Origin of the sequence: Algoriphagus halophilus (assembly GCF_900129785.1) — a bacterium.
Taxonomy (GTDB): Bacteria; Bacteroidota; Bacteroidia; order Cytophagales; family Cyclobacteriaceae; genus Algoriphagus; species Algoriphagus halophilus.
The window spans coordinates 1,584,428-1,597,935 of sequence record NZ_FSRC01000001.1 but is presented as its reverse complement, the minus strand read 5'-3'; the positions used below and the strand labels follow the sequence as shown (position 1 = coordinate 1,597,935).

At 39.1% G+C, this 13,508-nt stretch carries 11 protein-coding genes and 1 tRNA gene; 2 read left to right on the top strand and 10 right to left on the bottom strand.

All coding sequences use genetic code 11. The annotated features are described in order from the left end of the window. Positions 1-40 precede the first annotated feature (40 nt). The 3 genes from rpsO to BUR11_RS06765 form a co-directional block, all read right to left on the bottom strand. The gene (gene rpsO, locus BUR11_RS06775) at positions 41-316 is read right to left on the bottom strand and encodes a 30S ribosomal protein S15 (RefSeq protein ID WP_074224019.1); all 276 of its coding nucleotides are present in this window, start codon (positions 314-316) and stop codon (positions 41-43) included. Positions 317-376: 60 nt separating this feature from the next. Next, positions 377-2,158 (bottom strand): LptF/LptG family permease, encoded by a 1,782-nt coding sequence (locus BUR11_RS06770; protein WP_074224018.1) that lies wholly within the window; start codon positions 2,156-2,158, stop codon positions 377-379. Positions 2,159-2,230: 72 nt separating this feature from the next. Next, positions 2,231-2,626, bottom strand: a complete 396-nt coding sequence (locus BUR11_RS06765) for an START-like domain-containing protein (protein WP_074224017.1) — start codon at positions 2,624-2,626, stop codon at positions 2,231-2,233. A gap of 258 nt (positions 2,627-2,884) precedes the next feature. Here BUR11_RS06765 and BUR11_RS06760 point away from each other — a divergent pair. Beyond that, a tRNA-Met gene (locus BUR11_RS06760) sits at positions 2,885-2,958 on the top strand. A 216-nt stretch (positions 2,959-3,174) separates the two neighbouring features. Continuing rightward, positions 3,175-4,491, top strand: a complete 1,317-nt coding sequence (locus tag BUR11_RS06755; RefSeq protein WP_074224016.1) for an Nramp family divalent metal transporter — start codon at positions 3,175-3,177, stop codon at positions 4,489-4,491. 11 nt (positions 4,492-4,502) lie between these two features. Here BUR11_RS06755 and BUR11_RS06750 read toward each other — a convergent pair whose 3' ends face one another. From BUR11_RS06750 to BUR11_RS06720, 7 genes are all read right to left on the bottom strand, one after another. Further along, complete coding sequence (locus tag BUR11_RS06750) at positions 4,503-6,134, bottom strand: apiosidase-like domain-containing protein (protein WP_074224015.1); 1,632 nt, start codon at positions 6,132-6,134, stop codon at positions 4,503-4,505. A 118-nt stretch (positions 6,135-6,252) separates the two neighbouring features. Further along, positions 6,253-6,597 (bottom strand): 50S ribosomal protein L20, encoded by a 345-nt coding sequence (gene rplT / locus BUR11_RS06745; protein WP_026951716.1) that lies wholly within the window; start codon positions 6,595-6,597, stop codon positions 6,253-6,255. Between the two features lie 104 nt (positions 6,598-6,701). After that, complete coding sequence (gene rpmI, locus BUR11_RS06740; protein WP_074224013.1) at positions 6,702-6,896, bottom strand: 50S ribosomal protein L35; 195 nt, start codon at positions 6,894-6,896, stop codon at positions 6,702-6,704. A gap of 25 nt (positions 6,897-6,921) precedes the next feature. Beyond that, positions 6,922-7,476 carry a translation initiation factor IF-3 gene (gene infC / locus BUR11_RS06735; RefSeq protein WP_074224012.1) on the bottom strand — a complete coding sequence of 185 codons (555 nt, stop codon included), beginning with the start codon at positions 7,474-7,476 and terminating at the stop codon, positions 6,922-6,924. Positions 7,477-7,545: 69 nt separating this feature from the next. Next, a complete protein-coding gene (gene thrS, locus BUR11_RS06730; protein WP_074224011.1) occupies positions 7,546-9,510 on the bottom strand; it encodes a threonine--tRNA ligase in 1,965 nt (654 codons plus the stop codon). A 108-nt stretch (positions 9,511-9,618) separates the two neighbouring features. Then, positions 9,619-10,848, bottom strand: a complete 1,230-nt coding sequence (locus BUR11_RS06725; RefSeq protein WP_084560881.1) for a 6-bladed beta-propeller — start codon at positions 10,846-10,848, stop codon at positions 9,619-9,621. 41 nt (positions 10,849-10,889) lie between these two features. Continuing rightward, on the bottom strand, positions 10,890-13,367 hold the full coding sequence (locus BUR11_RS06720; protein WP_074225154.1) for a DUF5686 and carboxypeptidase-like regulatory domain-containing protein: 2,478 nt from the start codon (positions 13,365-13,367) through the stop codon (positions 10,890-10,892). Positions 13,368-13,508: the final 141 nt, after the last annotated feature.

Sequence of the window (13,508 nt, the reverse complement as noted above, 5' to 3'; positions counted from 1 at the left end):
AAAAAGTAAGGTTCTCCATCTAGAGAACCTTACAAAAGGGTTATTTTCTAATTCCTAAATCGGCGATGATAGCTCTGTAACGCTCGATTTCTTTTTTATGAAGATAGTCAAGAAGAGATCTTCTCTTACCTACTAACTTCAAAAGACCAAGTCTGGAAGAGTGATCCTTCTTATTTGACTTCAAATGCTCTGTCAAATGCTTGATTCTGTGTGTAAAGAGGGCAATCTGAGACTCAGGAGATCCTGTGTCTTTTTCAGATTTTAACCGTCCATGATTCTTAAACAACTCTTGTTTCTTCTCTGAATTTAAATACATGTTTAGCTAAATTTTATAAAACAACCACAAAGGTAAGGCTAATATTCAAATAATAAAAGGTCAGACAGATTTTGCACGAAGAACTTTAACTCGTTCTATCAGCTTTTTCCAAATATTCTGATAAAAATCCGGCTCAAATAATCGCGCATCTTTTCTAGCCTGCTTCAAAAAGAACAAACCAAATGGCAGCAGGCATAAATTAGAAAACCAGGTTCCAAACAAAGGATCTACGATTCCTTCTTTGGCCCATTTTTCTCCGGAGATCGTCAACATGTAATATAAAATAAAGAAGATGATGGAAAGCAACACAGGCATACCCAATCCTCCTTTTTTTATGATGGCTCCTAAAGGAGCTCCAATTAAGAACATCACAAAGCATGCAAAGGCCTGTGTATATTTTTGGTACCAAGCAATTTCGTACCTTCTAAACTCACGCTCATCCGTATCAATTTGAGCCTTCTTAATATTAAAAGAATTCTTAAGGTTTCTGGAATTGTTCATGGCCATGGTCATGGCATTGGTGATATACCCTTTTCCATAAATAAGGGAATCAATTCTAGCCTTTTCCTCCTCAGTTAACGGAGCTATGCGTTCTTTTTTGGGTTCAATCACGACAGGGTTAATAGGAATGGATGAGGAATCAGATTCCTCTTTCTCTGCTATACTTTCCCTATTGATCAATCTTTTTTGCAAAAACAAAGAGTCATTGGGCAAAGATTTACTGGTAGAATTCGTAACCCCTCCCTTCAATTGCCTTCCATCTTCCAGCGAATCATCTTCCCTACTGTCCAATACCTCAGCCCTCTTTAAGCTATCTTGCTTTTCCTTTATCCTTCCCAAAGAGTCCGCAATTGCCCGTTCCTTCTTCATTTTAATTTGGCGAAGTGAATCATCCAATGCCCTTCGCTCTTTGATGTGAGGTAAAGGTTCTAATTTTCTATCCCTGGTAAAAAAAGGAAAGGTAGCCTCAGCGGATTGGTAATTCTGATACACCTTATCATTCACCAACGTATTGATGGAATCCAATCCTTTTTTGATTCCTGAAATGTCTTTAATGGCTCTATTGGTAGACCAAAGATCTTCCGGAGTTCTACTCATTTGAAAAGCATCCAAGTTGAAAATGATCACATTCTCTTGAAAAGTTGCCCTGTTAAAACCTACAGGTTTTTCAGAAATCCCCCTGGTTGCCCGGTCTTCTTTATAGTTTGTCCCATTATAGAGGGTCAACCTCATGTAGTTATCATTGAAAAAAGGCTCCATCCTTCCAGAATCGGCCAATGTAACACTCAGGTTTCCTTGTCCTTGGTTATGATTGTAAATGATAATGTCCCTTAATCGTACATCATCCAGCTTTCTATTCACTTTGATACTATACCCTGGTATCCCATCATAAAATACGCCCTCTTTGATATCCAATGCAGGAGACTTCATTCGGATATCATATAAAAGGCTAAAGGTTTTTAGGTTTACTTTAGGAACCAGGTGGTTATTGGATAAGTAGGCAGCAAATGCAAGCACCACAACAAATACACCGATAGGCCTTAATGCTCGGACCAGTGAGATCCCACTACTTTTGATAGCAGTTAACTCAAAATGTTCCCCAAGATTTCCAAAAGTCATTAAACTGGAAAGTAGTACCGCAAGTGGCAGCGCCATGGGAGAAATACTGATCAAGAAATAGGAGATCAGCTCCATATAGATCAAAAAACCCAGACCTTTCCCAAAGATCTCATCGAAGTATTTCAACATGTTGACAGTCAACAGGATGAAATCCACTACTAAAAATGTTAATAAAAATGGGCCTATAAAAGACCCCAGAATTAGCTTATCAAGTTTTTTCATGCGACAACTTACTTCCAAGCGGATTTACGTCCTTTTAGAAATGAAGTTCAAAAATGGTGATTTGTATTCACATTAACCACCAATTATTTCTTTCAATGTGCCAATTAAACCTTCCCAGATTGCAGTGAGTTCCTCATCATCATATCCATCGGAATAATCGATCACTTTCAAAAACAACGTTTGGGTCAATTCATTCTCTTCTAATTTAAATTCAATGTAAGAATGGTCCGAACTTTCAGGAGCATTGGGGTCATAGAATTCAAATTTCACATGGGAATTGGTCCGAATGGAAGCAAGTTTAGCATAGTGATCTTCGTTATCGAAATTGAAAATATAATTCTTATCCTCATTAATCCGGACTTCATCAGCAAACCACTCTTCTAAACCACTAGCAGTACTTAAATATTGGAAAACTATTTTTTTGGAGGCATTGATTTGATAATCAGCAACAAACTTATTTTTGACCATGACATCTTCTTTTTCTTTGCGAAAAATTTACTTTTTTAAAGAACTGTAACTTGCATTTCACAGTACAAGACCTCATATTTGCATTCCCATTCGGAAGGGAGGTTTTCGGGTTTAAATAAAATTCACATTTAAGCCTCGGATATTTGATCTTCGTCGGCGGTTTAATATAGCCATTAATTTCAAATATCAATGCCTGAAAAAGTTTATCAGGTATTTAAAAAACCTAAATATTGAAATTAGACCAATTTAAAAATACCTGGCGAGGTAGCTCAGTTGGTTAGAGCGCAGGATTCATAACCCTGAGGTCACGGGTTCAACTCCCGTCCTCGCTACAAAGGCTTTCAGAAATGGAAGCCTTTTTTATTTTTATCCGATGGAACAATTTGTGGTTAAATACTTTTTTCACAATCATCCGGTACAACCTACGGGGAGCTAAATCATCTTCCATTTCGTCTTTTCTGATTCGAATTTCTTTGAGGAGTTGATCACGAAAAGCCAGAACTTTTGACCAGGAAACTTTCTAGGAATAATTTTCCTATTTTTATTTGATGACATCTCCCGAAATAAAAGACCCACCTAGCCTACTTTTCGAAAAAATAAAATTTCTAGGCCCTGGATTTATACTTTCCGCATCCATTGTAGGCTCTGGAGAACTAATAGCAACTACCGTTCTTGGGGCAGAAGGTGGTTTCATCACCTTTTGGGTAATTTTAGTGAGTTGTCTGGTGAAAGTTGCTATCCAACTGGAATTCGGGAAAAATGCCATCATCACAGGTAAACCGCTTATGGTTTCATTTGCCAGCTTACCAGGCCCTAAGAACTGGGCTATCTGGGGCACGTTTGTATTGACACTTTTTAAAATTGTTCAGGTCGGAGGAATGATAGGTGGAGCCGCCATCGCACTCAATATGCTTTTTCCATACCTCTCACCTTACTTGGTGGTATTTATTCTGGGATTGATTACCAGCCTTTTAATTTTTAAAAACTACTATTATGTAGTAGAGCGAACTTCCATTTTGTTAGTTTTTGCGTTTACGCTCTTCACTCTTGCCTCACTGATCGCTGTCAACTTCAGCCCTTATAGTTTTTCTTTGGGAGATATTCTTTCAGGACTTCATTTTGAATTGCCACCTCATTTGATTTTTGTGGCCATTGGGGCATTTGGTATAACCGGTGTCGCCAGCGATGAAATAATAGCCTATACTTATTGGTGCTTAGAAAAAGGGTATGCCACCTACACTGGAGAAAATGATGGCAGTAAAGCATGGAAATCTAGAGCAACAGCTTGGATCAAGATCATGTATCTGGATGCTTTTGTAGCAATGGTAATTTACACCCTCGTTACAGCTTCATTTTATTTATTGGGTGCAGCTATTCTTCATGGAAATGAGCTTATTCCTTCCGGGAATGAATTAATCGAAACCCTAGCTGCTATCTACACGCAAACGTTAGGAGAAAATGCTCGATTTGCCTACCTCACAGGGGCATTCTTTGTGCTTTATTCCAGTGTGTTTGCCACGCTTGCTTATTGGACCCGTTTGTTTCCTGATATTTTTGGTGAATTAGGTTGGATCAATTGGCATAACCTAAAAGAGCGTAAAAAATGGGTGGCCCTATTAGCATGGGTTTTTCCTTTGTTGTGGGCCTTTACGTTTGTTTTTGTCAAGCTTCCCGCATTTATGGTTCTTTTTGGAGGGGTGATAGGTTCCGTACTATTATTGTTGGTAGTCTATGCTGCCGTTCATTTTCAATTGAAAAACCAACCATTACAATTGGCATCGGGCCCTTTCTCTCAATTCATGTTTTGGATAAGTGTTCTATCCATAGGACTTGTTTCCCTGTATGGTATTCTTCAGCTATTCTGAATCCTGTAGAATCAATCCCTCTTTTTCTCCAAAACCAATATGGCATCTTCTTCAAAGGGACTTTCAAATTCCAAATCCCCCATTCCTGACACGCTGCCTAAGTCCAAGTATTTATTGGATTTGGGGTCGAACCATTTTGCCTGATAAGTAGTGCCAGATAATGGGAAAAAATGAAATGATTGTCGAACCGGTGTATAAACCAAAACCATAGATTGGTCAGCATCCGAAAGAATACTTACAAATTGATTAAATGTGCTGTCCCCTGGCTGATCCCTTAATAAATTGGATGCAGGCTTCAAACGCCACCATTCCAATCCATTGAAAAATTCATACAAATATCCCATCTGAATGCTTCCATCTAACTCCAAACTTTCTTTCCAACGACTGACTTTTCCAGAAGGTCCATGGTTTTCGATGTCCTCCCCCTCTCTCAGCCAAGGCCAAATCCCATTGGCTCCATAGGTAATACCTGCCACAGGTGCAGAGAAAATACTCCAATACCATGCATTCCGAAGATCCTGAGCTGTGGCATCCGCACGAATTTCCTCATAAAGAGGCTCGGTGTTGATAAAAGGCAAAGGCCTTAACATTGACCAATGTTCAGAAACAGGTCCTTTCGTGATCCAATCCACAGTATTCTGGGCTTTTGAATGAGAAGATTGATAGGTATACAGTCCATACCAAGCCTGATCCTCATACAGGTCCCCAATCCAGGAAGTCCCATGCGGGTGAAGGGTGACTAATCCCTGATGCTTTCCTTCTCCAAAAACCGCAGCTCCGATTGTTTTCCAGCGGTCTTCCAGATCCCCATAATACTTCCCATCTCCTCCCAGGTTCCATACCACATGATTTCCCTGATACCTGGCAACAATATATTTCGCCAATAAAACCGCTTCCCGGATGGGTAGATAATAACCAGGACTAAACTCAGTTCCCTGCCCAAAAGGCAAGGCCCATAAAACCACAGGGGACACCAACAACCCTTTTTGGTTGGCTTCCTCAATTTTCTGGTCAATTCTTTGAAAGAATGTTGGGTTTAGGATGATCCTTCCTGATCCTGTAAACGCAACCTCTCCTTCTGCATTGGTGGTTCCTCCTCTCCATTGGGTAGTTACCAATTGGATCGTATTGTAGTGGTGAGTGACCCGGTGATTCAGGTAAAAATCCCATTCTTCATCCGTGGATTTTAATGCGCCATTCCAAGCAGTACCTGCAGTCCAAAAAAATGGGAACCCATTCAAATGACTTAAATGATAGGATCCCTTTTGATGAATGATGGGGCCCTTTTGGAATAGATCAAGTTCACTGTCATTCTCCACACAATCAAATTCTCCTTTTATTCCATGCAAACCTGAATTGCTCTGATCTGAGGAGGAACTTTCAAAAGTCCATAGTCCAAGTTCATCCGGCATAAACCGAACTTTCCATTTGTTATCTCCATCCCAAAAGCCTCTGACCGTCTTTTTCCTTCCTGATGGAGAGGTAAACGTAATTTCGAAAGAATTGACTTCATATAGTGGATTTTCATAGCTTTTGGAGCTTATGAATCCTTTTTCAAAGCGATCAAAAATTTTCGTCTGGGCAACCAAAAGTTGAGTAACGAGAAAAAACAGGAAAAAAAAGCAATAAGGCCTTGGGTTCATAGGGTATTCATGTAAGTACCAACAACCAAAAGGTAAAAAAAATGTCAATAATTAGCTGGCAGTCAACAAAAAAAAGCCTTCCCGAGGGAAGGCTTCTGCAAAATAAGATAGTGCGACCTTATTTTACTCTTTCAACTACAGCTTTAAATGCTTCTGGGTGATTCATAGCTAAATCAGCTAGAACCTTACGGTTCAATTCGATTTCTGCTTTCTTCAATAATCCCATTAATTGAGAGTAAGACACACCGTGCTCTCTAGCACCGGCGTTGATACGCTGAATCCATAATGCTCTGAATTCTCTTTTCTTCGCTTTACGGTCTCTGTAAGCGTACTGAAGTCCTTTCTCGTACTTGTTTTTGGCTACAGTCCAAACGTTGCTACCTCTTCCGAAATAACCTCTAGTGGCCTTTAGCACTTTTTTTCTTCTTGCTCTTGACGCTACCGCGTTTACTGATCTAGGCATAGTTTTTTGTTTTTTGACGCTTGGTGTCCCAGTTTACCTGAGATCTTGTGTACCAAAGTGTCTGGTGAATAAATAAACCTTAATTAATTAATGAAACAGGTTGATCAGATTCTCAACATGTCTTTTACTCTACCTTCGTCAGAAGTATGAACTAGACCAGTTTTGGTTAATTCTCTCTTTCTTTTAGTAGATTTCTTGGTAAGGATGTGGCTTTTGAAAGCGTGTTTCCTTTTGATCTTGCCGGTTCCCGTTAAAGCGAACCTCTTCTTTGCACTTGATTTGGTTTTTACTTTTGGCATTTTGCTGTATTTATTTAGTTGAAATTTATTTCTTTCCTGCCTTCGGTGCAATAAAGATGTTCATACGCTTTCCTTCCATCTTAGGAAGTTGCTCTACCGCCCCATATTCTTCCAGAGCTTGAACAAATTTCAATAAAAGCATCTCTCCTCTTTCCTTGAAAACAATCGTACGACCTACGAAATGCACGTAAGCCTTTACTTTTGCTCCTTCTTTCAGGAAGTTGATCGCATGCTTTACTTTGAAATTAAAGTCATGTTCATCCGTATTAGGACCGAATCTAATTTCTTTCAAAACAACCTTCGCTGCATTGGCCTTGATTTCCTTTTGTTTCTTTTTCTGCTCGTACTTAAACTTTGCGTAATCAAGAATCTTACAAACGGGAGGATCAACATTAGGAGAAATCTCTACAAGGTCCAGGTCATTTTCCTGAGCCAGTTTAATTGCTTTGTCAGTGGGTAGCAGCGCATTGCCGCCCTCTACGAATTCACCAACAACTCTTACTTCACGAGCTCTGATTTTCTGGTTTACTTTATAAGGTTCTTCTTGTCTACCTCTATACGGTTGTCTATTGTTTCTCAAGTTTGATTAGGTTGTTTTTATGAAATTGCCTGCAAATATCGGAAATATTTCTAATTAAGAAAAGCACAATCAATTATTAGCTGTTTCTGATCTGCTTAAAGCTGAAGAAATTATTCCCTGAAAATAATTAATAAACTCCTCCGGAGAGTAGTTACCCAGGTCACCCTGACCATGTTTCCTCACTGAAAGTTTCCGCTCCTCCTTCTCTTTTTCACCTACAATTAACATAAACGGCACTTTTTTCACCTCAGAATCACGAATCTTTCGACCGATTTTCTCATCACGATTATCAATTGAACCAGTAATTCCTGCTTCATCCAAGATATTCTTGATTTCCTCAGCATAATCTACATACTTCTCAGAAATAGGCAAAATATTAATTTGCTCAGGAGCAAGCCATAATGGGAAATTACCCGCACAATGTTCTATTAAAACGGCAACAAATCTCTCCAAAGAACCAAATGGTGCTCTGTGGATCATCACCGGTCTATGCTTTTGATTATCCGACCCAATATATTCCAATTGGAAACGTTCTGGCAACTGATAATCTACCTGGATAGTTCCCAACTGCCATTTTCTACCCAAGGCATCTTTGACCATAAAATCAAGTTTAGGGCCATAAAACGCTGCTTCTCCCAATTCAGTGACAGTTTCTAATCCTTTTTCAGCAGCTGCTTCAATAATCGCTGATTCTGCTTTATTCCAAGCTTCATCTCCTCCAATATATTTGGAAGGATTTACGGGATCTCTCAATGAAATTTGAGCAGTATAGTCTTCAAAGCCTAATGCATTGAATACATACAACACCAAATCAATGACTTTGATGAACTCATCTTTTACCTGATCGGGTCTACAGAAAATATGGGCATCATCTTGAGTAAAGCCTCTTACACGGGTCAATCCGTGCAATTCACCACTTTGCTCGTATCTATAAACTGTTCCAAATTCCGCATAACGAATTGGTAATTCTTTATAGGAATGCGGCTTATGCTTATAAATCTCGCAGTGATGGGGACAGTTCATGGGTTTCAGCAAAAACTCCTCTCCTTCGTGTGGAGTAGTTATTGGCTGGAAAGAATCTTTTCCATACTTCTCATAATGTCCAGAAGTCTCATACAAAACCTTATGGCCAATATGAGGCGTAGTCACTTGTTGGTAACCGGATTTATCCTGCGCCTTCTTCATGAAATTAATCAATCGTTCACGCAATAAAGTTCCCTTTGGCAACCATAGTGGTAATCCCATGCCTACTTTTTCAGAGAAAGTAAATAATTCCAATTCTCTTCCAAGCTTTCTATGGTCTCGCTTTTTAGCTTCTTCCAATAGGGTCAAATATTCCTGAAGTTCCTTGGCTTTTGGAAAAGTCACTCCATAAATACGAGTGAGCATTTTACGGTTTTCATCCCCTCTCCAGTAGGCTCCAGCAATATTGGTCAGCTTTACCGCTTTGATAAAACCAGTATTAGGAATATGAGGTCCTCTACAAAGATCTGTGAAATTACCCTGCTGGTAGAAAGTAATGGTACCATCTTCCAAGCCTTCCAAAAGGTCCAGTTTGTACTCGTCTCCCTTTTCTTGGTAATAACTTACCGCATCAGCCTTGGAAATATCCTTTCGAACATATTCATTCTTTTGTCTGGCCAGCTCCACCATCTTTTTCTCAATGGTTTCCAATTCTGCACCATCCAAGGTTTTATCTCCGAAATCCACATCATAGTAAAAACCGGTTTCGATCGGAGGACCGATTCCGAATTTGATTCCTGGATAGAGTGCTTCCAATGCTTCGGCCAACAAGTGGGCGGAAGAATGCCAAAAAGTATTTTTTCCTTCTAAGTCATTCCAGGTCAATAGTTGGATGCTGGAATCCTGATTGATAGGTCTAGTGGCATCCCAAACTTGACCATTTACTTTTGCAGCTAGAACATTTCTGGCTAAACCCTCGCTGATACTGGCAGCAATCTGTAGTCCTGATGTTCCTTTTTCAAACACCTTCACGGAGCCATCCGGAAGGGTAATGTTGATTTGTTGTGACATGTGTATTTATTCTCTACCCATACAAGAGGGCATTTGGTTTAAGATGCAAATATGCAAATAGCAGGTGCAACCAAAAAATATAATGGAAGGGAATCCAAAAAAGAATGCTTATTTCTTCACAGTATAAATAATTAATACAGGATTTTCAGATTCTTTGGCAGCAGTAGCCACTTCAGCAAACCTTTTCCCTTTTCCTTGGATATAATTTTCAAAGGCTTCATTCCCGAGTTCTTCTCTTTTCATTTCCAACATGTCAAAAAGTTCAACACCAGATATCCTCAAACCGGCATGCCTGCCTTCATCAAAAACACTTTGGATAGTATAAGGATTATATCCTTCATCTAGATCATTTTCTATTCCCCAATTCCACACCGTTGTTTCCTGTTTTTTTCGATCATAAAAAACATTGAAAGATATTCCCTCATACATAAAAGAGCTAAAAAAATATTTCTCAGATAGGATCAAAGATGAGTTAGGCACAAAATAGAGTTTTGATTTTTTATTCAAGAAGTCTAATCTTACCATAGGATCTACCTCATCCAATTTTCTTTTAAACTCCTCTAAATCCTGACGATATTTTCCAAAATCAAAAACTAATTTGGGAATATAATTATCTCCTTTAAGTTTAAAAACAGTGTCTTGAAATGCAAGTGTAAAATACTTGTCTTCTCCTGATAGAATATAATTATTACGACCTGAAAAATCCCCATAATATCGTCCCTCAATAGTTGGGAAGTAATTTGTTGTATCCCTAAAATCTGAATTCATCCCATGGACAATGTATTTTTCGGTCCTATAAGGAGAACTTGAAAAATGATAGCGTTCCAAAGAATCCAAAAAAACACCTGCAGTAATATTACTCTTTAATTTTTCTTCTCTCAAAAAATCACCTTCCAAAGAAAACCAAATCAATTTTGGAGGGTAAACCCCCATAACTAAAACTTCGTCATTGACAACCATAAAATTATCCAGGTCTAAATATTTCCCTGGACCTTCTCCATATGCTCGGATTTTTGAGAGGTATTGACCAGATTTATCAAAGACCTTGATACAATGGCAGCCATAAATATCCAAAGTCAGAATTTTGTCTTTATAAAAATGAATCTTGTGTAATCCAGCGCTCAATTGGGCATCTTCAGAATCATCTTTCAGCCATATATATTCTATCATAGGCTCAAAAAATTCAGAAAGTTTCCCTTTTCTAGCTTCAGAAAGGTTTATTTTAATGACTTCCAGATCATCAATCGATACTGAATTTTCCGAAGTTTTAGCAGTAGAACAGGAATAAAAAATCAATCCACTTAAGAAGTAAATGGACAGTTGACAAAAGCTATTCATACTATAAAAATAGTCAATGAACTATATCTAAACAATGAGGATTAAAGAATTATCTGAGCACTTATTTTCACTGCAAAAGGCTTCGCTTCAGGATTATCCAAATAGGTCATTCTATGAAAGAAATCCACCCTGAAAAACTTGAAAATATTTTCGATTCCATACCCCAATTCTACGTATGGAACATAAGGGTCCAAACTCCCAAAGGTTTCCAGTGGATTCCCATTTGGATCCCTGTTTGGGCTATTCTCCACGTTTTTATCCTGTACAGATCCATACAAGAAATTAGCATTAGCCACTGCTCTCCATTTCAATTTTTTAATCAATGGAATCTTATTCAATAGAAACCCTTCAAAAAAGTGTCGGTACCGTAAACTCAAATACTGATCTGAGGCAAATTCATTTAAATTCATGGTATTGAAGGCCGCTGAAGTATAAAACAGGGTCTCATTACCCAAATGGTTTTTCAAAATGGGATAGGGTACTTCTCCAAAGACCTTTCCTGCATCCAGTTCATATCTTGAAACCCCTAGCATCCCCATATTAAGACGCTGATATAGGTAAAAACTCAGTTTGTCGTAGGTGATATCCCCTCCCAGCCATCTCAACCCTCTGGCATAATTCAATTGGACTATTGGCCATTTGGAAGGTCCAAATGAAACCCGCTCGTTATCATTGATGATGACGATTTCATCCCTTCCATAACGAAGGGCAAATCTTGCTTCAGTCGTCTCAAATCTTGATCGGTAATCCCGAGTATCTTTATCCAAATAATAGAAATCATACAAGGGTTCAAACTGAGCCACATTGACAGCAGCGCTGAATAAAAACCCTTTGAAAAACTCCCGCTGGAAATTCAATTCATGTTTGGTACTCATGTATGCACGTCTAAGCGTACCAAACCTACTTGCAGCAAGGAAAATACTATTCCCTTCCAAACTCGCAATTTCCAATCCTACCTGCTCTATTTCCCGCTGGGAGCCCAAACGCATGGTGGTCCATCGGTTTCGATCCAAAACCCGGGTTACAGATCCGGTGTATTTAAATCGTTCATCTTTAAAACCATAGGCCAAATATCCCTGTAACAACCACTTATTAGAGAATTTTAGGTTGGTTCTGCCGCCAACCCCTAATCGTATCCCTTCCACATTATTGTAGTTGAAAAAACCTGGCCAAGGACCCAAATCCATTTTACCTACAGGCAAATACCCCGTAGCAAAAAACTTCAGTCCTTCAGTATAAAAACGGATAACTGGAATTCTTTTGAGCGTATCCACCATTTGCAAAACCGCCAATTCTTCCGAACTCAATGGATCTTGACGATTGGCCCTCCAAAATTCTTCATTTCCCGTGTTGAAATCTGGCTTTAACACTACTGCTTGATTAAAAAACGAAGTGGGTGCAGGATCATTTAATTTTAAACTGTCGGAGGAAGTATAAAATTTGGCTAACAGGCCAGCAGTTTTGGGAGTCACCTGCCCTATTTTAATTTGGATTCTACTTTTAGAAGGAATCAATGGTCCAGGAGGAGTTGGAACCAATTCCTGCTGAATCTTGATCCGCTCCACAAAGTTTAGATTTGTTTCTTTTGGGATCGTCAGGTCGACCTGCTTGAGTGCATACGTTTCCTTATTGATCCAAATGGTTCCGCTGAAAGCCAGATCCTGTTCCCTCCTTGGATACACCTGCAACATATAACAACTGTCCTGTCCCACCAAGACCGAATCCATTAGATCATAGTCGTAGAAGGCTTTCCACCCATCCGCAATGGGAGAAACAAAGTCCTTTTCCAGGATACTCAACCAGTTTTTGTAAAAATTATACTCTTGAAACACCGAACCGGTAATCTGAGAAGTGGTGGATCCATCTGTAATCCCTACTCCGGTCACTCGGGACTTCTCCACGATTTCTTTTCGTAATTCGGGATTGTTTCGATAATAAAATTTAGAGAGGGTTTCGGAGAAAAATATCGGTAAGATTTTCTCTCCTTCATCATTGGTCAGCTGCTTGATACTATCCAAAACTGCGGTGACTTTACGAACTGACTTTCGTTGTGCAAACTCTTCTGCTACATGGTCTATATCAATCTCGATCTTGGTATAGTTTTTTGTTTCATAAGCCGTTAGGGAACGTTTATCAAATTCTTTTTTCTTTGCTACTGCCTTCCGGATAATCTCAAATGCCGGGTTTTCCCCAGCCTCAAAAACAAAAGCCTCCAATTGAAAATCACTTGGCCTCAACTGGAAATTCAAGGTTTGTTCCGCTTGATTTGATAGGGGTTTGGATTGAGTCAAATATCCTATGTAGCTCACCACAATGCTATCAGGCAATGATTTCGCACTCAATGAATAGTTCCCTTCAAAATCTGTATTCATCCCCAAAGTAGTCCCTTTTAAGAGTACAGAGGCGAATGGAATGGGATCCCCTGTTTCAGCATCAGTGACCTTACCTTGGACAATAAATTGTGCAGAGGCTTCAGAAAATAACAGGAAGGTGAATAAAAAAAGAAGGTTGCGGATCATTCGTAGTAGAGTTCCTGGCTCAATTTCAACTGCAAGATAAATTCTCTTATCGGAGTAATTGTCCAAGTTTTGTTAAAAATTCACAAGTTGCTTCATTTGATATGAAATGAAGCTCATGAAAATGAGAAACGGGCTTGTATA

What these genes read in the sequence shown, in the direction of transcription:
- rpmI (WP_074224013.1), bottom strand. Translation starts at nt 6,896, where the DNA reads ATGCCAAAAGTAAAAACCAAATCAAGTGCAAAGAAGAGGTTCGCTTTA.
- BUR11_RS06770 (WP_074224018.1), bottom strand. Translation starts at nt 2,158, where the DNA reads ATGAAAAAACTTGATAAGCTAATTCTGGGGTCTTTTATAGGCCCATTT.
- BUR11_RS06750 (WP_074224015.1), bottom strand. Translation starts at nt 6,134, where the DNA reads ATGAACCCAAGGCCTTATTGCTTTTTTTTCCTGTTTTTTCTCGTTACT.
- BUR11_RS06725 (WP_084560881.1), bottom strand. Translation starts at nt 10,848, where the DNA reads ATGAATAGCTTTTGTCAACTGTCCATTTACTTCTTAAGTGGATTGATT.
- rplT (WP_026951716.1), bottom strand. Translation starts at nt 6,597, where the DNA reads ATGCCTAGATCAGTAAACGCGGTAGCGTCAAGAGCAAGAAGAAAAAAA.
- BUR11_RS06765 (WP_074224017.1), bottom strand. Translation starts at nt 2,626, where the DNA reads ATGGTCAAAAATAAGTTTGTTGCTGATTATCAAATCAATGCCTCCAAA.
- rpsO (WP_074224019.1), bottom strand. Translation starts at nt 316, where the DNA reads ATGTATTTAAATTCAGAGAAGAAACAAGAGTTGTTTAAGAATCATGGA.
- BUR11_RS06755 (WP_074224016.1), top strand. Translation starts at nt 3,175, where the DNA reads ATGACATCTCCCGAAATAAAAGACCCACCTAGCCTACTTTTCGAAAAA.
- thrS (WP_074224011.1), bottom strand. Translation starts at nt 9,510, where the DNA reads ATGTCACAACAAATCAACATTACCCTTCCGGATGGCTCCGTGAAGGTG.
- BUR11_RS06720 (WP_074225154.1), bottom strand. Translation starts at nt 13,367, where the DNA reads ATGATCCGCAACCTTCTTTTTTTATTCACCTTCCTGTTATTTTCTGAA.